18 protein-coding genes and 1 pseudogene are annotated in these 22506 nt (G+C 63.0%); 16 read left to right on the forward strand and 3 right to left on the reverse strand.

Going from position 1 to position 22506, the window contains the following annotated elements; all coding sequences use genetic code 11:
- Positions 1-49 precede the first annotated feature (49 nt).
- Entirely contained in the window at positions 50-343 is a 294-nt protein-coding gene (locus tag PXJ20_RS23175; RefSeq protein ID WP_421031675.1) for a hypothetical protein, read from the forward strand.
- On the forward strand, positions 340-1671 hold the full coding sequence (locus PXJ20_RS23180) for a sigma-54 dependent transcriptional regulator (RefSeq protein ID WP_126875402.1): 1332 nt from the start codon (positions 340-342) through the stop codon (positions 1669-1671). Before PXJ20_RS23175 ends, PXJ20_RS23180 begins: the two co-directional genes overlap by 4 nt.
- A gap of 70 nt (positions 1672-1741) precedes the next feature.
- On the opposite strand, the gene PXJ20_RS23185 is transcribed toward PXJ20_RS23180, so the two are convergent.
- Complete coding sequence (locus PXJ20_RS23185; protein ID WP_421031676.1) at positions 1742-3379, reverse strand: mannose-1-phosphate guanylyltransferase/mannose-6-phosphate isomerase; 1638 nt, start codon at positions 3377-3379, stop codon at positions 1742-1744.
- Positions 3380-3642: 263 nt separating this feature from the next.
- Between PXJ20_RS23185 and PXJ20_RS23190 the strand changes: the two genes are divergently transcribed.
- Entirely contained in the window at positions 3643-5556 is a 1914-nt protein-coding gene (locus PXJ20_RS23190) for a serine aminopeptidase domain-containing protein (protein ID WP_421031677.1), read from the forward strand.
- Positions 5557-5606: 50 nt separating this feature from the next.
- Here the strand turns inward: PXJ20_RS23190 and PXJ20_RS23195 are convergent, their stop codons facing one another.
- A complete protein-coding gene (locus PXJ20_RS23195; protein WP_161978058.1) occupies positions 5607-6245 on the reverse strand; it encodes a phosphatase PAP2 family protein in 639 nt (212 codons plus the stop codon).
- Between the two features lie 808 nt (positions 6246-7053).
- Here PXJ20_RS23195 and PXJ20_RS23200 point away from each other — a divergent pair.
- The 4 genes from PXJ20_RS23200 to PXJ20_RS23215 all read left to right on the forward strand — a co-directional run bounded on the left by PXJ20_RS23200 (position 7054) and on the right by PXJ20_RS23215 (position 12671).
- Complete coding sequence (locus PXJ20_RS23200; protein ID WP_033350732.1) at positions 7054-7866, forward strand: Crp/Fnr family transcriptional regulator; 813 nt, start codon at positions 7054-7056, stop codon at positions 7864-7866.
- 159 nt (positions 7867-8025) lie between these two features.
- A complete protein-coding gene (locus PXJ20_RS23205; RefSeq protein WP_033350715.1) occupies positions 8026-9189 on the forward strand; it encodes a polysaccharide biosynthesis/export family protein in 1164 nt (387 codons plus the stop codon).
- Positions 9190-9331: 142 nt separating this feature from the next.
- A complete protein-coding gene (locus PXJ20_RS23210) occupies positions 9332-11572 on the forward strand; it encodes a polysaccharide biosynthesis tyrosine autokinase (RefSeq protein WP_421031678.1) in 2241 nt (746 codons plus the stop codon).
- Positions 11573-11651: 79 nt separating this feature from the next.
- A complete protein-coding gene (locus PXJ20_RS23215) occupies positions 11652-12671 on the forward strand; it encodes an acyltransferase family protein (protein WP_421031679.1) in 1020 nt (339 codons plus the stop codon).
- A gap of 53 nt (positions 12672-12724) precedes the next feature.
- Here the strand turns inward: PXJ20_RS23215 and PXJ20_RS23220 are convergent, their stop codons facing one another.
- A complete protein-coding gene (locus tag PXJ20_RS23220) occupies positions 12725-12973 on the reverse strand; it encodes a hypothetical protein (RefSeq protein WP_017774708.1) in 249 nt (82 codons plus the stop codon).
- Here PXJ20_RS23220 and PXJ20_RS23225 point away from each other — a divergent pair.
- The 9 genes and pseudogenes from PXJ20_RS23225 to wbaP all read left to right on the forward strand — a co-directional run bounded on the left by PXJ20_RS23225 (position 12972) and on the right by wbaP (position 22495).
- The gene (locus PXJ20_RS23225) at positions 12972-13289 is read left to right on the forward strand and encodes a hypothetical protein (RefSeq protein ID WP_421031680.1); all 318 of its coding nucleotides are present in this window, start codon (positions 12972-12974) and stop codon (positions 13287-13289) included. The genes PXJ20_RS23220 and PXJ20_RS23225 overlap by 2 nt on opposite strands.
- A 125-nt stretch (positions 13290-13414) precedes the next feature.
- Positions 13415-14902 (forward strand): lipopolysaccharide biosynthesis protein, encoded by a 1488-nt coding sequence (locus PXJ20_RS23230; protein WP_421031681.1) that lies wholly within the window; start codon positions 13415-13417, stop codon positions 14900-14902.
- Positions 14903-14913: 11 nt separating this feature from the next.
- Complete coding sequence (locus PXJ20_RS23235) at positions 14914-15906, forward strand: glycosyltransferase family 2 protein (protein ID WP_421031682.1); 993 nt, start codon at positions 14914-14916, stop codon at positions 15904-15906.
- The gene (locus PXJ20_RS23240; RefSeq protein WP_421031683.1) at positions 15903-16547 is read left to right on the forward strand and encodes an acyltransferase; all 645 of its coding nucleotides are present in this window, start codon (positions 15903-15905) and stop codon (positions 16545-16547) included. The genes PXJ20_RS23235 and PXJ20_RS23240 overlap by 4 nt, the downstream gene beginning before the upstream one ends.
- A complete protein-coding gene (locus tag PXJ20_RS23245) occupies positions 16544-17695 on the forward strand; it encodes an NAD-dependent epimerase/dehydratase family protein (RefSeq protein WP_277598873.1) in 1152 nt (383 codons plus the stop codon). The genes PXJ20_RS23240 and PXJ20_RS23245 overlap by 4 nt, the downstream gene beginning before the upstream one ends.
- 18 nt (positions 17696-17713) lie before the next feature.
- Positions 17714-18652: a glycosyltransferase family 2 protein gene (locus tag PXJ20_RS23250; RefSeq protein ID WP_017774713.1), complete on the forward strand. Its 939-nt coding sequence runs from the start codon at positions 17714-17716 to the stop codon at positions 18650-18652.
- Entirely contained in the window at positions 18649-19551 is a 903-nt protein-coding gene (gene rfbA, locus PXJ20_RS23255) for a glucose-1-phosphate thymidylyltransferase RfbA (RefSeq protein WP_421031684.1), read from the forward strand. Before PXJ20_RS23250 ends, rfbA begins: the two co-directional genes overlap by 4 nt.
- 121 nt (positions 19552-19672) lie before the next feature.
- Positions 19673-20881 (forward strand): annotated as a pseudogene (locus PXJ20_RS23260) (glycosyltransferase family 4 protein); the annotation flags it as partial.
- A 210-nt stretch (positions 20882-21091) separates the two neighbouring features.
- Positions 21092-22495, forward strand: a complete 1404-nt coding sequence (gene wbaP, locus PXJ20_RS23265) for an undecaprenyl-phosphate galactose phosphotransferase WbaP (protein ID WP_421032626.1) — start codon at positions 21092-21094, stop codon at positions 22493-22495.
- Positions 22496-22506 lie beyond the last annotated feature (11 nt).

Raw genomic sequence — 22506 nt, forward strand, 5'->3', positions numbered from 1 at the left:
TTGTTAATGGCGTTTCAAACTATGTCTATAGCAGGCTCGATGAAAAGCGGTGAGCACAACAATTCAAGCGTGGATTTTTTCAATCAACGGCGAGTCGGTAGATATGTTTAGGGTTCTATTTTTGCATGGCAATTTTTACGCTCCTGCATTTGCCGGTCGATTTGCGTTGCCGTGCCGTGAATTCACGAGTGCGCCATTACGGTTTCATGTGGCGCGCTTTTCAATGCGTATTGCGACCCTCATTGAAATCGGCCGAGGTGCTTTTCCTCGTATGAGTCGCGTACGTTCGCGTCGCGTGGCCTTCGCGCGGCGCATGGATTTCAGCATGAGCCTGCGGTCATGAATGCGCCTGCTCGCCGCTCGCTGGTGCTCGTTTCGCGCGCGCCCGCCGACGGGCTCGGTGACGTGCTGCTGCAGCACGGCTGGAACGTGATGATCGCGAACTCCGCGAGCCAGTTGCGGCGCCAGCTGGCGCGCAACCGCCCCACCGTGGGCGTGTTCGACTTCGCGAGCGGCTTCTCGCCGCTCGAAATCGCCACGTTCCGCTCGTCATTCATCCGACGTGAGCCCGGCTGGGTCGGCGTGGTGGGGCCGGGCCAGACGGGAAGCGAAGCGCTACGTCATGCCATCCACAGCTATTTCTCGCGCTTCGTCGCGCTGCCGTGCGAAACGGAACGGATCGTGGAGGCCGTGGAGCGAGAACACAGCATGGCGATGCTCGAAGACACGCCGCCGCCCGGCGAAAGCATGGACGGCGAGATCGTGGGCGCCTGCGACGCCATGAAAGAACTCTTCCGCTCCATCGCGAAGGTGGCCAAGAGCGAGGCGTCCGTGCTGATATCGGGCGAGTCCGGCACCGGCAAGGAACTCACGGCGAACGTGATCCACAAGCGTTCGTCGCGGCGTAACGGTCCTTTCGTCGCCATCAATTGCGGTGCGCTTTCGCAGCAACTCGCGCAGTCGATTCTGTTCGGCTACGAACGCGGCGCGTTTACGGGCGCCTGGCAGCGCAGGATCGGGCTTGTGGAAGCCGCGCACGGGGGCACGCTGTTTCTGGACGAGATAGCAGACCTGCCGCTCGACAGCCAGACCATCCTGCTGCGCTTTTTGCAGGAGAGAAACATACAGCGGCTCGGCGGCACGGAACAGATCGACGTCGACGTGCGCGTGATCGCCGCGGCCAACGTGAGCCTCGAGGAGGCCGTGGCCGAAGGGCGTTTTCGTTCGGACCTCTATCACCGCCTCTGCGTGCTCGGCATCGAACAGCCGCCGCTGCGCGAGCGCGGCAGCGACATCGCGCTGCTCGCGTGGCACGTACTGGACCGCTACCTGCCCATCGACGGACGGCGCCAGATACGCGGCTTTTCCTCTTGCGCGATCCGCGCGATGTACGAGCACCCGTGGCCCGGCAACGTGCGCGAACTCATCAACCGCATCAGGAGGGCCATCGTCATGGGGGAGCAGCGTGTGATCACGGCCGCGGACCTCGAACTGGAGGACCGCGTGGGGGAGCTGGAGAATACGCTCATGCAGGCGCGGGCCGCTGCCGAGCGCGAGGCGATCGAGGTGGCGCTCATGCGTCACGGCGACCGGCCGCATCGCGCGGCGCGCGAACTGGGCATTTCGCGCGCCACGCTGTACCGGTTGATGGCGAGTCACGGCGCGCGGTGAGACGCGCCGTTGGGCCCTGCATGCCAGCACGATTCGATTCGTACGGCCCGCCGTGAAGCTGTCGCGGCGCTCAACTCGTCTTGACGTTGCGGCCTACGCGAATGCACGGATTCTTCCGACCTTGCTGCTGTTGCTGGACGTGTGCCTGCGCCTGCATCTGCGGCGCCCCCTGCGCCGGCAGCGTTGACGACTGGGTCGCCGCGGCCTTGTCGAGCCGACCGTAGTTGTCGTCGAAGCGCACGATGTCGTCTTCGCCCAGGTACGTGCCCGACTGCACCTCGATGATTTCGAGCGGCGTCTTGCCCGGGTTGCTGAGGCGGTGCACGGTGCCGAGCGGAATGTAAGTCGACTGGTTCTCGGTCAGCAGGAACGTCTTCTCGCCGCACGTCACCTGTGCCGTGCCGCGCACCACGACCCAATGTTCGGCGCGATGGTGATGCATCTGCAGCGAGAGGCTTTCGCCCGGCTTCACGACGATGCGCTTCACCTGGAAGCGCTCGCCCGAATCGAGCGAATCGTAGTAGCCCCAGGGACGATGCACCTTGCGGTGATTGTCCGCCTCGGGACCGCGCTCCGCGCGCAGGCGCGAAACGATGTTGCGGATCTGCTGGGCGTTGCGCCGGTCGGCAACCAGCACGGCATCGGGCGTTTCCACCACCACGACGTCGCGTAGCCCCACACATGCGACGAGGCGCCCTTGCGAGTGCGCGAACGTGTTGGTGGTGTCTTCGAACATCACGCGGCCGCGGGAGACGTTGCCCGCCGCATCTTTGGGCATGATTTCCCAGATCGAGTCCCACGAGCCCACGTCGGACCACGGCGCATCCATGGGCACCACGACGCCCGGCAGGTTGCCGCATTCCGCGAGCCGTTCCATGACCGAGTAGTCGATGGAGTCGTTGCGGCAACGGGCGAAGTCTTCGGGATGCAACTGCACGAAGCGACCGTTCGAGGTTGCGTTGCGATGCGCTGCCACACAGGCTGCATGAATGTCGGGGCACAGCGTTTCGATAGCCTTCAGCCACACCGAAGCGCGCACGACGAAGATGCCGCTGTTCCACCAGTATTCGCCCGAGCGCACGTATTGTTCGGCCAGCTCGCGATGCGGCTTCTCCACGAAGCGCTCGATCGTGTAGCCGCCATCCGCGCCAATCGACATGCCCACGCGAATGTAGCCGTAGCCGGGCTCCGCATGACGCGGCAATACGCCGATGGTGGCCACCGCGCCGTTGGCCGCGTAACGCGCGGCGCGCGAAACCGCTTCCTGGAATGCGGCCGCGTTCGGTACCGCGTGATCGGCAGGCATGACGACGAGGATTGCGTCTTCGCCTTTCGCCTCGGCAACGAGTGCTGCCGCGGTCAGCGCAGGCGCGGTATTGCGCGCGCACGGCTCCAGCACGATGCGCGCGCACTTGCCGCACTCGTCGAGTTGCGAGGCGCTGATATGTCGATGAGATTCGCCGCACACGAGCAGCAATTCATCGGATACGGTCCACGACGTTTCGAGACCATCCAGCCGCCGCGCCGTTGCGGCGAGCAGCGACTCTTCACCGAGCAGCTCGATCAGCTGCTTCGGATATTGCTCGCGCGACAGCGGCCATAGCCTCGTGCCGGCGCCGCCGGCGAGGATCACGGGTTGCACGACGAGGGTCGTGTGCGGGGCGGTGCTGGTCTGTCGTGCGGCTTGTGGCACAAGTTCGGTGCTCATCGACGGGGCTCCATGCTGGCGAAGAATGCGCAATCACCATACGGCGCGAGGGGTTCGACCTCTGTACGGAAGCCAACTTACTGGCCGCCGCGGCGCTCGCTAACCCCGAGGATGCAGCCAGCAGCGTGCCTGCCGGGCGCCGGCACGTAAGTGTGAAAACGCACCAACGCATGCATTTTCCTTACCCATACTGCAATGGCAGGGAGGGCTGATGGAGACATCAACGTGACGCCACGCGTCAACCCACAACAGGAAATAAAGACATGAGACCGGTCGTTTTCAACGGACACGCCGGCTGGCTGCATGACGCCGAGGGTGGCGAGGGCGTCGTGCTCTGCAACCCGGCGGGACACGAAGCGATGTGGCTGCATCAGGCGATACGCCATCTCGCGATTGACCTCGCGGCGCGCGGCGTGCCCGTGCTGCGCTTCGACTATCTGGGCACAGGCGATTCCGCCGATACGGGCGACTGGTTGCGCCCCGCTCAATGGGCCGCTGAGGCGGCAGACGCGGTGAACTACCTGAAGCGGGAAACGTCGGTAGAGCGCGTCTCGCTGGCGGGCTTTCGCCTGGGTGCCACGGTGGCCGCGCTGACCGCAACGCTCACGCCCGTGGAATCGCTCGTCATGCTGGCCCCGGTGGTTTCCATGCGCCTTTTCATGCGCGAAATGGGCGTGCTGCACCAGACATGGCGTGAAAAAGCCCGTATTTCGCGCGCCGATGCGGTGCCTGCCGCGGGCGCGCACGACATCTTCGGTCATCGCTTCAGCGAAGCGGGGCTTCAGGCGTTGCGCGACCTCGACCTCTGCAAGCTCGAAGCGCCGCCCGTGCAACGCGTGCTGATTGCACACAGCGGGCTGCGCGACGGCAGCGCGAATCTCGCGGAGCACTGGAGCGCACAGGGCCTCGACGTGAGCTCCATCGCGTTCGAGAACTATCTTCAGACGCTACAGCCGCCGTGGCTCACGGAAACGCCGGACCCCACGTTGCGCCGTGTCGCGACGTGGCTCGCGCAAGACGCCGTGCCGCGCACGCAGCCGGCGCGCGCGGTGAGCACCGTGCCGCCCGTGCTCGCGCTGCAAGGCGCCGTGGAATCGCCGCTGCGCATCGGCGACGGGCGCCTTTTCGGCGTGCTTTGCGAACCGACCCGGCATCGCGGGCCGCAAGGGCATGGCTCCGTGCTGCTGATCGCCAATACGGGCGCCACACACCACGTGGGCGACGGCCGCTTCGGTGTCGAACTTGCGCGGCAGGTGGCGCAACTCGGCCACGCGTCGCTGCGCATCGACGCCGACGGTATCGGCGAGAGCCTGGGTGCCATGCATACGCGTGTGGCCGGTCAGACTTCCTATGGCGCGATGGCAGCCGACCTTTCGCATGCCGTGAACTGGCTCGTGGACCAGGGCTACGATCATGTCGTCGTGGTGGGCATCTGCGCGGGCGCGTATGCGGGCCTGCGCGCCGCCACGCTGAACCCCGCCGTGCGGGGCCTCGTGCTCGTGAACCCTGCGAGCTTCCTGCTGCCCGAGGACTGCACGATTCAGGGCGCCACGCAGCGTCCGCGAGGGTCGCCGCGCGCGCATCTGCGCTCCATGATTCGCGCGGCGAAGTGGAGCCAGGTCGTACGTGGCGAAGTGCAGCTGCGGCCCGTGCTGCACACGATGTGGCGGCACGCGCTCGCCCAGGTGCAGGCCGCGATTGCAACGCTCTCGCGCGACACGTTCTATACGTCCACACCGAACCACCAGGTGCGTTCGATGTTCAAGCGGCTCGATGCTTCCGGCGTGCGCGTGCGTCTCGTGTTCAGCCTGGAGGACCACAGCCTCGACGAGTTCTACATGTACTTCGGCATCGGCGGGCGCAGCCTCAGACGTATGCCGTACGTGAAGGCGCTCGTCTTTCCCGGTATGGACCACGAGGTGCTCAATCGCGGCGCGCGCGAGCACGTGCTGGCCGCATGCCATGCGGTGTTGAGCGAAGTGCCTGGCGCGCTGGAAGCAGACGGCGCACACGGCGCGCTTTCCGGAGCCGCGACAGACCCCGCAGCGAACGATCCGACCACCGCTGCCGCGCTCGCCGCGCAAACCGCGGCCGTCACGGCGGCCGCGAGCCATGAAGCGCTGGACCTGAACGTGAGCATGAGTTCGAAGCTCTCCAGCTTCGGCAAGCAGGTCTGAGCCGATCAGAAGAAGCACGACGTCAGAAGGAGCATGACGCTCCGTCTCGATCAACGCGCGTCGTCGAACTGCGTTCTGCTCCACTGCGAGAGTTGCGGCGCCTTGTGATCGATCCATATCGACACGGGCGCCACCTTCCCATGGCAGATCACCACGAGCGCCAGCGCGAATGCGGTGAATGGCGTGGGGTCGCGCATCGTCGTGACGTTGCCCGTTGCCTCGCGTGCCTGACGCATCATGATGGGCGCACACGTGGCGAGCGATACGAGCGTGCCGATGGCAAGACCGCTCACCACTTCCGACGTGGAGTGAAATCCGATCAGCACGCGCGAAGCGCCGATAGCAATGGCGAACGCGAACCCCAGCCCGAAGAGACCCATGACCGTGCGCGGCGAATTGCGGCTCGCAAAGAGCGCGAGCAGCGTGGGGTACACGGCGCTCGAGAGCATGGTGTGGCCGCTGATCACAGTGAAGTCGAGTGCGGGCATCGCCATGCCCCAACCGGCGTGGGCGATGCGGCTCGCTGCTACGAGCAATGCGCCCGCGCTGAAGCAGCACGCCCACGTCATCAGCGGTCGCCAGAAGCGCTGCGCGGCGAACCATGCGAGCACGAGTGCCGCGAGCGGCACGGTGAGATACGGATCTCCGAAGTTTGTGAGATAGAGCAGAAGGTGCAGGATGAGGTGCATGACAGCGTCCGTGTTGTCGTTGTCAGGGGCCCGTGCGTTCTTGCTGCGCGGTACGGGACGAGTGCCGCGACGCGTGGGCCGGTGAAGCCCGATGTGTACCACACCTGATGGGAAATGCGACGTGCGCTTTCCCACATCAGTAATTTCGTTATTCATCTGCTTTCATTATTCTTTTTAAACGGTAATACTGACGCAAAGTGAAGGCGAATTGCGATATTTAAGCTTCTCTTAAGAACTCATTTTGTTTGGTTCTCGCGCCGCTGAATAAGAGAATTACCGTGTGAATTAATGGGAAAAGGCCGGTCGTGCAATATGTCTTGCCCGTCCTTATCGCTTTCATTTGCCTTTTAATGTTTCATCGACGAGACAGTTCGGGCCGCCGGGCAATGTGCCGCAAGCCGTGTTTCATGGCCTCGAAGCAGCCCGGCAAGCCACACGTGATTCCGTGATTCCCCTAATGGCGGGGCATTCCATCTGCATGAACGCAATGCAACAAAATGTAGCTATTTGTATCTACTCATCCATATCCTTCATTTGGCGTCCGGATGGTTCATATATGAGACAGTCGGGCGATGCCGCGTAGAAGCCGTTTCATGGCTTCAGAAAAAAATCGTTGGTAAACAGGGCATTGATTCACATGGCATGCAACTGGCTTTGGGAACGGCGGCAAAACGGAGGATGGTATCCAGACGCCCCGATGCACCGGCAGATCGCCTGGTGCACTGCGGTAACTGCGGTGTAAGCCAGCCTGTCATTTTCACCCTACGCACGCCCACGAGGCGTGTGGCCAGACCCAGTGGAAACGATCATGCCCGACTTGATGACCCAGCAACTCGAGAACCACCTGCTCAGTGCGCTACCCGAGGCCGAGTTCGATGCTCTCTCTCCTCACCTGCAACTGCGGCGGCTGCAAGCCGGCCAATTGCTGTCGGATTCCGGCGAGGCTGTAAAACAGGTGTATTTCCCGGCCACCGCCATTATTTCCATGATTTTTTTGATGGCCGACGGCGCCACCGCCGAAGTGGCCGCAGTCGGAAATGAAGGCGTAGTGGGCGTGCCCGCACTCATGGGCGGATTCGCCATGCCCACACGTATCGAAGTGCGTAGCGCCGGGTACGCGTACGTCATGAGCGCGCAGGCGTTCAAGCGCGAATTCGAACGCCACGGCCTCATTCACCGGCTGATGCTGCTGTACATCCAGGCGTTGCTCACGCAGATCGCGCAAAGCTCGCTGTGCAACCGGCATCACCACATCATGCGTCAGGTGTCCAGCTGGCTGCTGCTCACGCAGGACCGGCTCAAGACCAACGAGCTCGACGTGACGCAGCAACTGATTGCCACCATGCTCGGTGTACGCAGGGAGGGCGTAACCGAAGCCGCCGGCAAGCTCCACGACGCGGGTCTCATCTGCCAGCGCCGTGGTCATATCACCATCCTCGACCGCGACGGGCTCGAAGAGCAGGCCTGCGAATGCTACGGCATCGTCAAGCGTGAATTCGAGCGGCTCCTCAGCGCTGCTGAAGAAGAAAAGAACAGAAGCATCGGCTCCCGAGAATCAATGGCGTTGCCGTCGCGCCCGCGCCTCGACCTTGGCCGGCTGGCCCAGGCCGCGCAATGCTGAGTGCGGGTGCGCGGCGCCTCGCGCATCGGGCTTCACTCGAAGCGCGCGCCTGACGCCGGCAACTTCCCATTCGAACGTGGATTTTCGATGCCGGCAGTGGCCGGTAGCGGAGAGCATTTCGTCGGGACTGGAGCGCCCGGCGATTACCGGAAGAGCGACATGAGCAGAAAAAACAGGATCATTGCCTGCCTCGTGAGTGGGGCAGTAGCGGGTTGTTCCGCAGTGCCCGGGCCGTACCTCGACCCTTCGCGCATGCAGAAAGAGCCCGAAGCGAGCACGGAAAAGCCGGTCTACCCCGTGCATATGATCGACGCAGGCGTCATTGCGCAACAGATCAAGTTCGACGAGAGCAATACGCAGGCGCTTCCACAAGAGGTGGCGAGACAGGGAGATTACCGGGTGGGCGCGGGCGACGTGCTCAACATCATCGTATGGGGGCACCCCGAACTCACGGTGAACGGCGGCGCGACGGCTGCCACACCGGGCAACGTGACGGACCCCAATGCGCTGAACGGTCCCACTGGGGCCGGCAATCCGGGCGCGCTCGTGGATCCGAACGGCGAGCGCGTTTCGGCGGATGGCGCGATCTACTTTCCGACCGTAGGCCGCGTGCACGTGGCCGGCATGACCGCCGGCGAAATTGCCGCCACGCTGCGCACGCGGCTTGGCAGCTACGCGGTGAAGCCGCAGCTCGACGTGCGCGTCGCGCAGTTCCGCAGCCAGCAGGTGCAACTGGCAGGTGATCTGAAGAACCCGGGCACCATGCCTATCACCGACGTCAAGATGACCGTGGTGGACGCCATTGCACGCGCCGGCGGCGCGCAGCCCGATGCCGATTTGCAGCGCGTGCAGCTCACGCGCGACGGCAAGGTCTACACGCTCGACGTGCAGCGCACGCTGGACCGCGGCGACGTATCGCAGAACATCGTGCTGCGTGCAGGCGACATTCTCTACGTGCCGGATCACAACGCGAGCCGCGTGTTCGTGCTGGGTGAAGTGACGAAGCCGCAAACGCTCTTCATGAACAAGGGCAAGCTCACGCTCGCCGATGCCATTGCGGACGTGAACAGCATCGACCCGCGTGCGGCGCAGCCGCGCCAGATTCTCGTGATCCGGCGCACGCCGAACGATCCGCGCAAGCCAACCATTTATCAGCTCGATATGACGCAGGTGGACGCAATTCTGCTTTCCACTGAATTCGAGCTTCAACCGCTCGACGTGGTGTACGTGGGCACGGCGGAAGTCGCACGCTTCAACCGCCTGCTGGAACAGCTGCTGCCGACCATGACGAGTCTGTACCTCATTTATTCGGTGGGCAAATGAACCACGACACCTGTCGTTTTTGCAAAGCCTTTGCAAATCTGTACCAACCATCCTGCTTTCTTGAGGGGTGACAAACGTGAATACGTCCAGTATCGACGCACGACATCTGGGAGGACCAGGACCGCACGACAGCTCGCCTGACGTGCGTGAAGTACTCCGCCTGCTATCCGACCACTTGTGGACGGTCATCGCCATCGCTGCTGGAACGGTCGTTCTCGCTGCAGCAGTGGTGTTCTTGATGAAGCCCACTTACTCGGCGAACGTGCTGGTGCGCGTGGAGGCGCAGGACCCCAACGCGTTCGGCATTGCGCAGCAAGGCGAGATCGTGGTGGGGCAGAAGCCGCTCGCCACCGATGCGGAAATCGCCATGATGCAAAGCCGCCGGGTGCTGGAGCCCGTGATGCGGCAGTTCGGTTACGAAGTGAGCGTCACGCCGCGCAAGGTGCCGGTGCTTGGCACGATCGCGGAGAAGCTCGCTTCGCCCGGCAAGCCGTCGCGTCCCTGGTTCGGGCTCGATGCGTTCGCGTGGGGAGGCGAACGCATTCACATCGAGTCCGTGCATGTGCCCTATACGCTCGAAAACAACCGGCTGCGCCTGCGCGTGCTCGAAAACGGCCGCTACGTGCTGCTCGATCCGGACGGCAATGCGCTGCTCACGGGGTCCGCGGGCGCGCCCGCCGCCGATGGTCCTGTTTCGATGGTCGTCACGCAGCTCGATGCACGGCCCGGCACGGAGTTCTACGTTACGCCGCTGAACGAAGTGAATGCGATCAAGCGTTTTTCGAAGGACCTCAAGGTCGTGGAAAAGGGCAAGGAAACCGGTGTGGTGCAGATCTCGTTTGAAAGCAGCGACGCCGCCACGGCCGCGAACGTGGCCAACGCCATTGCGCAGGGCTACGTGGCGGCTACCGTCACGCAGCGCCGCGCGAACGACAGCAAGACGCTCGACTTCATCAACCAGGAACTGCCGCGGCTGCGCGATGAACTGAAGCAGGCCGAAACGCGGCTCACCGACTACCGCGCCAAGGTGGGTTCGCTGCAACCGACCGCGGAATCGCAGTCGTACCTGCAGGGCGGCATCGACTTCCAGCGGCAGATCGCGACGCTGCAACTGCAACGCACGCAACTGCTCCAGCACTTCCAGCCAGGCAGCCCGCCGGTGCAGAACATCGACCAGCAGCTTGCGCAGTTGAACGCGCAAAAGGCCCAGTTCGATGCGCGCTTCAACAGCATGCCGGAGTCGGAGCGCACCAGCGCGGACCTCACGCGTAGTGCGAAGGTGGCCGAATCGATCTACGTCGCCATGGTCAACAAGGCCGAGGAACTGACGGTACGCCGCGGCGCGACGACCGGTGACGTACATATCGTGGACGGTGCAGTGCGCCCTGCCGATCCCGTCTCGCCCGACGTGCCGCTCGTGCTGGGTGCGAGTGGCGGCGTCGGCTTGATGATCGGTTCACTCTATGTGTTCACGCGGCGCCGCCTGTTTACGGGCGTGACGGACCCGCGTTTCGTTGAGCGAAGCATGAGCGTGCCCGTGTTCGGGTCGATCCTCTACAGCGCGCAGCAGGCGCGGCTGGATCGTTCGGCATCCGCGGCGGGCGCGGGGGCTGTGGTGGCCGAGCCCGCCATGCCGCTGCTCGGCACGGAGCGCGAGAGACGCTCCGACGCCGTGGCGTGGCCGCCCGCCGCACAGCGGCTGCTGGCGCGCAGCTTTCCGCAAGACCCTTCCGTCGAGGCATTGCGAGGTGTGCGTACCGCGCTCCACCTCAACGTGCAGGAGACCTCGGACAACATGATCGTGGTGACGGGCCCCACGCCCGGCACGGGCAAGAGCTTTCTCGCTGCGAACCTCGCCGTGCTGGAAGCGGAAACGGCAAGACGTGTGCTGCTCGTGGACGCCGACATGCGCTGCGGCCGCATCGCGTCGCTGTTCGATCAGCCGAATGCGGACGGGCTCTCCGAACTGCTTGCGGGGCGCCTCAAGATCAATCAGGCAATACGGCAGACCGGCGTGCCCGGGCTGTCGCTGCTCTCGTGCGGGCGCTATCCGGGCAATCCGTCGGAGCTGCTGATGATGCCGCACTTCCGCAGTCTGCTCGAAGAGTTCAAGCAGCGCTTCGATCTCGTGATCGTGGATACGCCGCCGCTGCTCGCCGTGAGCGACGCGGCCATCGTCTCGCATCGTGCGGGCAAGACGGTGCTCGTATTGCGCTCGGGCACGCAGACCGAGGAAGAGATTGAAGAAACGGTGACCAAGCTGGAACGTGCGGGTGCCTGGGTGGTGGGCGCGGTGTTCAACGCGGTGCCGTTGCGGCGTAGCGAACGGCGCAGCTACAGCTACATGTCCGTCTACTCGAACCATAACCACGTGGCCGCATGAGTCCCTGCATGAGTCCCTGCATGAGTCCCTGCATGAGTCCCTGCATGAGCCCCTGCATGAGTCCCTGCATGAGCCCCACATGGAGGGCATCGGTTTGATGAGAGACGACTTCGAGGACTACGCCCGCGGCATCGGCATTGTGCTCGTTGTGTATGGGCATGTGCTGCGCGGGCTGATGAGTGCGGGCATCGTGCACGCGGACCAGTGGATCGCGCAGACCGACTACGCGATCTACACGTTCCACATGCCCCTCTTCTTCGTTCTGTCCGGGCTGCACGTTGAGCGCAGCCTCAAGCGCGGCCGCCTCGGCTTTCTGACACGGAAGGTGGAGACGGTGGTGTATCCGTATCTGCTCTGGTCGATCCTGCAAGGGCTCGTGCAGTGGGCGGCGTCGGGTGATACGAATCATCCGTTCACGCTCGCACAGCTCATGTCGATTCTGTGGGACCCGTTCGGGCAATTCTGGTTTCTCTACGCGCTCTTCCTGTGCCAGGTATTCGTATGCGTGACCGGCACGCAGCGCGTCGTACTCGTGCCGTTCGCCATCGTCGCGTATGTAATCGGCAGCGTTCTGGACTACGGCATTTTCACGACGGCGCTCAGGTTCTTCCTGTTCTTCGCAGCGGGCATTTTGCTCGCGGGGCAGTTTCGCGACATCGTGGCGCGCGTGTCGGCGCTCGGCTGGATCGCGCTCGTGGCCGTCATGCTGTGGCTTGCCATTGGCTTCGCGCGCGACCTCGGCGACTACAACGGCATTGGCGCATTGCCGGCCACCACGCTGGGCGTGCTGCTGGTGTGTCAGCTCGCGCTACGGATGAGCGGGTCGGTACGGTTCGCGGCGCTCAAGCTGCTCGGCGTGGCCTCTATGCCGATCTATCTGGGGCACATTCTTGGCGCTTCAGGCGCGCGCGTGGTGCTCATGCATTTGCATGTCGAGAACCTGTATGTGCATCTCGCGGCGGGCATGGCCATGGGGCTCGCATTTCCGCTCGCGCTCTACTTTGTCGCGGCGAGGGTGCGGTTCGAAAAGCGGCTGGGGTTCCCTGCCGTGGGGCCAGACCTGTGGGGCATGCATCGGTCTGCGGGAGCGTTGAATTGAAGCGGAATGCGACGGCAGCAATGCGCGTGCCGCGTTTTTTGCGTGGTCTGGGTTTAGCTGCGCGTGCCGCCGCTACTGCCGTAGCCGAAGATGCGCGCCAGCCAGCGGCCCGCGGCCAGCCACGTGGGCGTCTTGAGCGGCGTGCTGTAGGGTACGCCGGACGTCTGCCGCCGTGCAGCGATTTCGTCGCGCGTAAGCATGCGCTCGGTGCGCTCATCGGCGCGCCGGGCCGCTACGCACAGCGCCACGACGACGATGATCGCGAGGACCTGCAGCACGGCGAGAATGATGAGGAAGTACATGGCGCTCATGAAGAAAGGGCTGCGGGTTGGGGCAGCACGGTGCCGACTTCGTTATCTGCAACGGAATCGACAGCAGAAGTTTGCCACGACCGCATGGCACGCCGGTTCGTCGAACAGCGGCAGATTCGCGGCGCAATTCGACGCGTGGCGCGAAGCGGGAAATTTTGCCGGCCGCTTCCTTCCGTTGGTGCCGTCAATACCGGACCCATTGCTGCGGCGAGTATACGCCCGGCCTGTTGCCGTCCCCATGCGTGTCACGCCCGCGGGTCCTGGTTTGCCGCTCTCGCGCAAAGCCTTGCTGCAAGCCGCTGTATGACCGATTCGTGGCAGGTGGTGTGTTCGACTCCGTACATTACTCGGCATGTTCCGTCGTTACAGTGGTCCGGTAGATGCAGCGCAGCATACCGTTTCAACCCACCTCCATCCTTCACGCCAATCACGATGCTCAAACGGAGTTTGATCGCCAACTATGCAGGGCAGGCCGTGACCGTCGCGCTCGGTCTTGTCATGGTGCCCACCTATGTTCGCCACCTCGGGGTGGAGGCATATGGCCTGATCGCTTTCAATGCCGTGCTGCTCGCCTGGGTGCAGGTTCTCGACTTCGGTCTTTCGCCCACGCTGACACGGGAGCTCGCGCGTATGCGCGACAGCGCGTCGAGGAAGGAAGCACGCCTGCTGTTGCAGTCGCTCGAAAAATTCGTGGCGGGCACGTGTTCGGTGCTGATTCTCTGCTCGCTCGCCGCCGCGCCGTTCTTCGCGGCGGACTGGCTCAACGCGAAGGCGCTGCCGGCAGGTGAAATCAGGATCGCGTTCGTGCTGATGATGTTCACCGTCTCCGCGCGCTGGCTTTCGTCGCTGTATCGCGGCGGTATGGTGGGTATCAACCGCCAGGCCACGCTCAATGTCGTGGTGGTGACGTTCGCGATCATTCGAGCCGTGCTCGTGGTGGCGGTGATATCGGTGTGGCCGCGCGTGGAGGTGTTCTTTCTGTGGCAACTGGGCGCAATCGTGGGCGAGAGCCTCACGATGCGTCTGCTGCTCGGCCGCGCCATCGACGCACCGCTTCTTACGCGCACCTTCTCGCGCGCCGTGCTGATGGCCCGCGCGAAGCTGTCGCTTTCCATCGCGTTTTCCGCGCTTGTGTGGGCCACGTCCACGCAGATCGACAAACTCATTCTCTCGAAGATCCTGCCGCTTTCGGCGTTCGGCGTGTTCAGCATGGCGACGCTGCTCGCGAGCGGCATTCTGCTGATGGCGAGCCCCATCGAGCAGGCGTTCATTCCACGCTTCACGGCAGATAGCGCGAGCGAAAAAGCCGAGGTTGGGCCTGGCTACTTCCTCGCGAGCGAAATCATGATGATCGCCGTGATTCCGGTGGCCACCATCTTCGCGTGCATGCCGGACCTCGTGATGAAACTGTGGTCGGCCAGTGCGCCTTCCACGCCGGAAGCGTGGCGCGTGCTGCAATGCTATGCGGTCGGCAACGCGTGCTCTGCCATTGCGGGATTGTCGTTTCTCGTGCAATACGCGGCCGGCAACCTGTCGCTCCACATCAAGGGCAACCTGCTGTTCATCTCGATTCTCGTGCCGGCGGTGCTGTTCGGCGCGCTTCATCTTGGCGCGCGTGGCGTGGGCTACGCGTGGCTCGCGGTCAACGTTTATCAGTTGCTTGTCTGGGTGGGTATCGTGCATCGCAAGTTTCTGCCCGGCATTAACCTGGCCTGGTACAAGGGGCTGTTTACGCGCGTAGCGGTGGTGGGCCTGCTCGGCGTGGCGTTCCACTATGCGGACCTCTCGCAACAGCCGCGCATTGCACTGTTCTTCCTGTTGCCCTGCATCTGGCTGTTGATGGTGGCGGCCGCGGTGGCCGTGTCGCCCATTTTGCAGCGCAAGGCCCGCGACCTGGCCGGACGCTTCGTGCTGAACTAAAAGGGACCGCCATGAGCGCATCACACGTCAAAACGCCCGATCAGCCGGTTATCTCGGTAGTAGTCCTATGCTACAACCTGGAGAAATATGTCGGCGAATGTTTGGACAGCGTGGTCTCGCAGCAGATCGACGTGCCGTTCGAAGTGATCGTGAGCGACGACGGTTCGAGGGACGCATCTCTCGCCGTCATCGAATCGTTCAAGGCGCGTTACCCGCACCTCATCCGCATCGTGCGGCACGAGCACAACGTGGGCTACTCGCGCAATTTCGCCGACGCCATTGCGCCGGTGCGCGGCGAATACATCGCCTGCATCGACGGCGACGACCTCATGCTGCCCGGCAAGCTGGCGCGGCAGTACGAGTTTCTGGAAACGCAGCGCGAGTTCGGCATGGTCACGCACCGCATGCGCACCGTAAATGCCATGACGAAAGAACCCGTGGACTTCCCGTTGCCGCACGTGAAGCCGCCGGTGTTCGACGGCGAATACATGATCGAGAACGGCCCGTTCTTCTTCACGAGTTCCACGATGTTCCGCACGGCGCTGCGCAAGCGTCATGCCGTAGACCTCCAGCTGGAAGTGGTGGCGGACGTCGCCAATCTGCTGCAGTCATTTCATGGCACGCAGGCGCGCTATCTGGACGAGGAACTCGGCTTGTATCGCGTGAACCCGAATGGATTCACGTCCACGGTCATCCGCAACCCCGCGCGGCACGAAACCAGCATCCGCGACATGATGCGCACTTTCGAGATGGCCGACGCCATGGGCATGGCAAAAGACGTGACCGATCGCGCCCGGGCCAGGCTCTTCCTGCGCTCGGCCATTCTGTATCTGGAAAACGGCCACTACGAAGCATTCGAGCGCTGCATTGAAACCAGCGTGAAGTTCGCGCGCGTAGGCGCGAAGCAGGAAGGGTTGTACGCGATGCGACGCTGGCCGCGCACGCTGCGGCCGCTATACACCTTCGCGAAACAGATGGCCGGCCGACAGCCGGTGCGGGCATGAGCGTCCTGACCGGCCCCATTGCCCGCTTCGGCGAACTGCGCGGGATAGACCGGATCAACGCGCTGCAGCTCGCTTACTACCGCGCAAAAACGCAACTCTGGTACGCGCACGCGTTCGCGAAGGTAGGTAAAGGCAGCGCGATTTTCAGGCCGATGCTGCTCGCGAACGTGCATCACGCGTGGATCGGCGAACGCGTACTGATCCGCCAGGGCGCGCGCATCGAACTGATCCTGACGGATCCCGCCGCGCCTCCGAATCTCACCATCGGCAACGACGTGAACATCGAGCAGAACGTGCACATCGTCTGCGGGTCGTCCATCGAAATTCAGGATGACGTCACGATTACCGGAGGGTGCGCAATTGTGGACGTCGAGCATCCGTACGAGGACGTTCACGACCCTGTGCGCATCGGCTGCCGTGTGAGGACGCGCGGCAATCGCGTCGTGATCGGCGCCGGCAGCTTTATCGGCTTCGGGTCGGTGATCCTGCCGAACGTAGCCATTGGACGCCACGCGGTGGTGGGAAGCCATTCCGTAGTGATACGAGATGTGCCGGACTTCAGCGTAGTGGCCGGAAATCCGGCTCGCATCATCAAGCGCTTTGACTGGCAGACGCGAACATGGGAGCGAAGCGAATCATGAACGTACTCATTACCGGCGGCGCCGGATTCATCGGATCGCACCTTGCCAACAAGCTGGCGAAGCAGAACGCCAACGTCACGGTGCTCGACAACCTCTCGCAGCAGATTCACGGCGACGACCCGTATCACAAGTCGGCGCTGTTTCTGTCGCTCGACCCATCAGTGCGTTTCATCGAAGGGTCGGTTGCCAACCGGCGCGCGCTCGAACGTGCGATGCAAGGCCAGGACGCCATCGTGCATCTTGCTGCGGAAACGGGCACTGGTCAGTCCATGTACGAAGTCAGTCACTACGTGGACGTGAACGTGGGCGGCTGCGGCTTGATGCTGGACATTCTCGTGAAGAACCGCGAGAACACGGTGAAGAAGGTCGTGGTTGCGTCGTCGCGTGCGATCTACGGCGAAGGCAAATACCGTTCGCCGGCGGCCGGCATCGTCTATCCCGGCGCGCGCCGCGAAGAGGACCTGCGCGAGGGGCGCTTCGATCATCTGTGCCCCGTATCCGGCGAGCCGCTGGAGTGCTTGCCGACAGACGAGGACTCGAAGATCCATCCGTCATCGGTGTACGGCATCACCAAGTACGACCAGGAACTGATGGTGATGACCGTGTGCCGCTCCATTGGCATTGGCGCGTCTGCACTGCGCTATCAGAACGTCTATGGACCGGGTCAGTCGCTCTCGAATCCCTACACCGGCATTCTTTCCATCTTTTCTACGCGTATCAAGAACGGCCACGAGGTGAGCGTGTTCGAAGATGGGCTGGAAAGCCGGGACTTCGTCTATATCGATGACGTGGTAGACGCCACCCATGCAGCGCTGATTCGTAGCGAAGCGAACGACTACGTGTTCGGCATCGGCTCGGGCGAACGCACACCCGTGATCGACGTGGCCCGCAAGTTGCGCGAACTCTACGGCAGCGACGTGCCCATCAAGGTGACGGGCGCATTCCGCCTGGGCGATATCCGCCACAACTACGCCGACCTCACACGTGCGCGCGAACGGCTGGGCTATACGCCGAAGGTGAACTTCGACGAGGGCATCAAGCGCTTCGCGCAGTGGGTGGACGCGCAGGAGGTGCAGCCGGACCGCTACGAACGTAGCATCGTGGAGATGCAGGCACGCGGCCTGTATCGTGCAAGCCGTGCGGCCTGAGCCAAGGAGCGCCGGAACATGAACATGGAGCGTACGAGGCGTCGCGTTGGCGTGGTCACGGTGCTGTATCAGTCGGACGCCGTGCTGGAGGACTTCTTTGCCAGCCTCAAAGCACAAGAGGGCGTGGACATGACGCTCTACGTGATCGACAACAGCGCGAACGACAGCGGCAGTGTGCTGGCCCGCAAGCTCGCGGCCGAAGCGGGCATCGACGCGCGCGTGCTGTTCAACAACGCGAATGTGGGCGTGGCGCGCGGCAACAACCAGGGCATTGCGATGGCGCTCGAAGACGACTGCGAGTACGTGCTGCTGGCCAACAACGACGTCGAGTTTCGCGACCCGCAGACCATCGCGCGGCTGATCGAACCGATACGCGACGGCGCGTCGCTCGCCACGTTTCCGAAGATCACGTATCACGGCACCAATCGCATCTGGTGCGCGGGTGGCCGCTTCTGGCCGCTGAAAGCCATTACCACGCACGTGGGCGACGGCGACGAAGACCACGGTCAGTTCGACCACACGCGCTTCTCCGAGTACGCGCCTACCTGCTTCATGGCGCTGCACGCGAGCGTATTTGCACGCGTGGGCATGATGGATGAACGCTATTTCGTCTACTACGACGACGCCGATTTCGTCTGGCGTATGAATCGTTGCAGCATTCACCTGCTGTATGTACCGGCATCGCATGTGGCCCACAAGGTGAGCTTTTCGACGGGCGGCGACGAAACGCCGTTCAGCCTGTTCTACTGCACGCGCAACCGGCTCTACTTCAGCCGCAAGAATCTGCGGTTTCCGTTGTCTGCAGTGGCGCAGGCGTATTCGGTGCTCGCCATGCTCGTGAAGTGCCCGCGCTTCACGCCGGCAGGACGACGCAGCGTGCTGCGCGGCATCGGCGAAGGCATGCGATTGCAGCAGGTGGCGGACGGCATGCCGGCAAACGCAAGGAGAGCGCTGTGAACCGAAAGGGAATCATTCTGGCGGGCGGCTCCGGCACCCGGCTTTATCCGATCACGCATGCCGTGTCGAAGCAGATGTTGCCCATCTACGACAAGCCGATGATCTATTACCCGCTCTCCACGCTGATGGTGGCCGGCATACGCGACGTGCTCGTGATCTCCACGCCGCGCGACCTGCCGTGCTTCCACGCGCTGCTGGGCGATGGCAGCCAGTTCGGCATGAACATCGAATATGCGGAGCAGCCCTCGCCCGATGGACTCGCGCAGGCATTCGTGATTGGCCGTCGCTTTGTGGCGGAGCGTCCTTCCGCGCTGATTCTCGGCGACAACATCTTCTACGGCCATGATCTGGTGAAGCAACTGGAAAGCGCGAACCGGCGTACCGAAGGGGCCACGGTGTTCGCGTATCACGTGCACGACCCGGAGCGCTATGGCGTCGTGGAGTTCGATACGAATTTCAAGGCACGTTCGATCGAAGAGAAGCCCAAGGCGCCGCGCTCGAATTACGCAGTGACGGGTCTCTATTTCTACGACCGCCACGTGTGCGACATCGCCGCAGACATTCGCCCTTCCGCGCGCGGCGAACTGGAGATCACCGACGTCAACATGCAATACCTCAGGCGCGAGCAGTTGCACGTCGAGATCATGGGGCGCGGCTATGCGTGGTTCGACACCGGCACGCACGATTCGCTCACGGACGCGACGAGCTTCATTGCAACCTTGCAGAAGCGGCAAGGAATGATGATCGCGTGCCCCGAAGAGATCGCATGGCGCAAGCGCTGGATCGATCGCGAGCAGCTCGAACGGCTTGCACAGCCGCTTTCGAAGAACGGTTACGGCACGTATCTGATGAATCTGTTGCGCGACCAGGCGGTGCGGCCCGCTGCATCGCTTGCATGAGGGCGTGGCCCTCTTTTGCCCGCGAGAGCTTCTGTGCGAATCCGAACCGAAGGGCAATGGGCCGGCCCCTAGCATCGGCAGTGAAGATCAAGCGCGTGCGCCGTTGCGCGGCGCGCGTTTCATGGAGGCTTATTCGATGAAGGTCGCGCTTGTTCACGACTGGCTGGTCACGTATGGCGGTTCGGAGAAGGTGCTCGAGCAGATCATCGAGTGCTTTCCCGATGCGGACGTTTTCAGTCTCGTGGATTTCATGTCGGACCGTTCGTGCCTGCATGGGAAAAAGGCGACAACGTCGTTCGTGCAAAAGCTGCCATTTGCGAAGCGTCATTACCGCAGCTATCTGCCGTTTTTTCCGCTGGCGATCGAGCAGTTCGATCTTTCCGGTTACGACCTCGTGATATCGAGTTCGCATGCGGTAGCGAAGGGCGTGCTCGTAGGTCCAGACCAGGTGCACGTGAGCTATGTGCATTCGCCTATCCGTTACGCGTGGGATTTACAGCATCAGTACTTGCAGGAGGCGCGGCTCACGAAGGGCCTGCGTTCGTGGCTCGCACGCATCGTGCTGCATTACCTCAGAACCTGGGATACGCGCACGGCCAACGGTGTCGATCTGTTCGTCGTGAATTCGAGCTTCATTGCGCGGCGTGTGGAGCGCGTGTACCGGCGTGACGCAGTGGTGGTGAATCCGCCCGTGGATATCGAGGCGTTCGAGCCGCGTGCACGGAAAGAGCCCTTTTATGTAACCGTTTCGCGGATGGTGCCGTACAAGAAGATGGACCTCATCGTGGAGGCCTTCGCTGCCATGCCTGAGCGCAAGCTCGTGGTGATCGGCGATGGACCCGACATGGAGAAGGTACGGGCGAAGGCCGGACCGAACATCGAAATTCTCGGACATCAGCCTTTCGACGTACTCAAGGACCATCTGCAGCGCGCGAGCGCATTCGTGTTCGCAGCGGAAGAAGACTTCGGTATTTCCGTGGTCGAAGCTCAGGCATGCGGTACGCCGGTCATCGCGTTTGGCCGCGGCGGTGCGCGTGAAACCGTGATCGACGAAAAGCACGCGCATCCCACAGGGCTTTTCTTCGACGAGCAGAACGTGGACTCGATTCGCCGCGCCGTGGATCGCTTCGAGGCGAACCAGGAGCGTTTCACACCGGCGAATTGCCGCGCAAACGCCGAGCGTTTTTCGAAGGCAACGTTTCGAAGCGGTCTGCTCGCCGCGGTGCTGGAAGCGAGCGAGTCGCGCAGCCACCTGCCGGCAGGCGAGCGGATTCGCGCGGCACTCGCGCCATCCATGCTGCACCGGCCGGCTTCGCTCGGTGTACTCGATGCACAGATGCTTGCGGAGCCCACCTGAGCGCGGCGACGACCGCAGCCGTTCGAGTGTGCTGCAGCGTGTTGACATGGAGCATCGATGTTCCGCGCTTGTCCCTGATAACCAGAACTGCATGCAAGTAAAGCGAGGGAATTTCAAGTGAACTCAACCGTCAGCGTCGGCTATGCTTCAGCGCCCCGACAGCTCCTGCGCCCGTTCCCGTCCTTGACGAACAAGGCGGCGCTCGCTGCTTCGGACGTGTTGGGCTTCACCGTGGCACTACTCATTACCACGCACGTGCTCGGCTCGTTTTCCACCGAAGGGCAGCAGAGCGTCTGGGCTTCCATGGCGAAGCACCCGGTGCTGATCTACATGGTGCTCGTAGGAACCGGTACCGCATGGTTCTGGCTGCGGTGGCGTCATTACACGTGCCGTCGTCCGTTCTGGCGCGAGATCGAAGAGATCTTCCAGGCGCTGCTCGTGCTCGCCGTGATTCACCTCGCGCTCACTACGCTGACCAAAGGCATGTTCTCGCGCGGCTGGTGGGCATTGACGTGGAGCGGCGCGTTCGTGCTGGTGCCGGCATTCAGGGCGTTGACGAAACGCGCATTGGACGCGGCCAATCTCTGGAAGCGCTCCACGCTCATTGTGGGTTGCGGCGAAAGCGCGCTCGAAGCGAAACAGGCGCTCACGAGCCAGCGTTTTCTGGGCGCGGACGTGGTGGCGTACATCGCACCGGACGGCCGCCCCACAGCGAAAGCACGAGTCGATGCGCCAGTGCTGCACGGCATGACGCCGGCCACGTTCCGCATGCTGCCCGGCACGCAGGTGGTGATCGCACTGGAGCAGGAAGAGGAAGCGTTGCGCAACGCGTGGGTGCGCGGCCTCACGCAGAACGGCGTACGCGACGTGACCGTCATGACGTCGATGCGCGGCGTGCCGCTTTGCAACACCGACATCTCGTACTTCTTCGGCCACGAAGTGATGATGCTGCGCGTGCAGAACAACCTGGAGCGTTTCTCCGCGAAGGTGCTCAAGCGCGTCTTCGACGTGCTCGCGGGCGGCTTCCTCATGCTGATGCTGCTGCCCATCTTCCTGCTGCTTGCAGCGCTCGTGGCGAAAGACGGCGGATCGCCGTTCTATGGGCACACGCGCATTGGCCAGAACGGACGCCGCTTCAAGTGCTACAAATTCCGCTCCATGGTGCGCGATGCGGACAAGGTGCTGAAAGATCTGCTGGATCGCGACCCCGTTGCACGCGCGGAGTGGGAGAAGGACTTCAAGCTCAAGAACGACGTTCGCGTCACGCCGGTTGGTGCGCTGCTGCGCAAGACGAGTCTCGACGAGTTGCCCCAGCTCTGGAATGTGTTGTGCGGCGACATGAGTCTCGTGGGCCCGCGCCCCGTGGTGGAGAAGGAAATTGCGCGCTACGGCGACGAGGCCGCCTACTATCTGCTCGCGAAACCGGGCATGACGGGCCTCTGGCAAGTGAGCGGACGCAACGACACGGACTACGCGCGCCGCGTGTTTCTCGATGCGTGGTACGTGCGCAACTGGTCGCTCTGGTACGACATCGCGATTCTGTTCAAGACCGTGGGCGTGGTATTGCGGCGGGATGGCGCGTATTGAACAACGGTGCG

Origin of the sequence: Paraburkholderia sp. A1RI_3L (genome assembly GCF_048957895.1) — a bacterium.
GTDB lineage: Bacteria > Pseudomonadota > Gammaproteobacteria > Burkholderiales > Burkholderiaceae > Paraburkholderia > Paraburkholderia kururiensis.

What these genes read in the sequence shown, in the direction of transcription:
- PXJ20_RS23200 (WP_033350732.1), top strand. Translation starts at nt 7,054, where the DNA reads ATGCCCGACTTGATGACCCAGCAACTCGAGAACCACCTGCTCAGTGCG.
- PXJ20_RS23185 (WP_421031676.1), bottom strand. Translation starts at nt 3,379, where the DNA reads ATGAGCACCGAACTTGTGCCACAAGCCGCACGACAGACCAGCACCGCC.
- PXJ20_RS23235 (WP_421031682.1), top strand. Translation starts at nt 14,914, where the DNA reads ATGAGCGCATCACACGTCAAAACGCCCGATCAGCCGGTTATCTCGGTA.
- PXJ20_RS23240 (WP_421031683.1), top strand. Translation starts at nt 15,903, where the DNA reads ATGAGCGTCCTGACCGGCCCCATTGCCCGCTTCGGCGAACTGCGCGGG.
- PXJ20_RS23190 (WP_421031677.1), top strand. Translation starts at nt 3,643, where the DNA reads ATGAGACCGGTCGTTTTCAACGGACACGCCGGCTGGCTGCATGACGCC.
- PXJ20_RS23230 (WP_421031681.1), top strand. Translation starts at nt 13,415, where the DNA reads ATGCTCAAACGGAGTTTGATCGCCAACTATGCAGGGCAGGCCGTGACC.
- PXJ20_RS23195 (WP_161978058.1), bottom strand. Translation starts at nt 6,245, where the DNA reads ATGCACCTCATCCTGCACCTTCTGCTCTATCTCACAAACTTCGGAGAT.
- PXJ20_RS23180 (WP_126875402.1), top strand. Translation starts at nt 340, where the DNA reads ATGAATGCGCCTGCTCGCCGCTCGCTGGTGCTCGTTTCGCGCGCGCCC.
- PXJ20_RS23220 (WP_017774708.1), bottom strand. Translation starts at nt 12,973, where the DNA reads ATGTACTTCCTCATCATTCTCGCCGTGCTGCAGGTCCTCGCGATCATC.
- PXJ20_RS23250 (WP_017774713.1), top strand. Translation starts at nt 17,714, where the DNA reads ATGAACATGGAGCGTACGAGGCGTCGCGTTGGCGTGGTCACGGTGCTG.
- PXJ20_RS23215 (WP_421031679.1), top strand. Translation starts at nt 11,652, where the DNA reads ATGGAGGGCATCGGTTTGATGAGAGACGACTTCGAGGACTACGCCCGC.
- PXJ20_RS23205 (WP_033350715.1), top strand. Translation starts at nt 8,026, where the DNA reads ATGAGCAGAAAAAACAGGATCATTGCCTGCCTCGTGAGTGGGGCAGTA.
- PXJ20_RS23225 (WP_421031680.1), top strand. Translation starts at nt 12,972, where the DNA reads ATGGCGCTCATGAAGAAAGGGCTGCGGGTTGGGGCAGCACGGTGCCGA.
- PXJ20_RS23245 (WP_277598873.1), top strand. Translation starts at nt 16,544, where the DNA reads ATGAACGTACTCATTACCGGCGGCGCCGGATTCATCGGATCGCACCTT.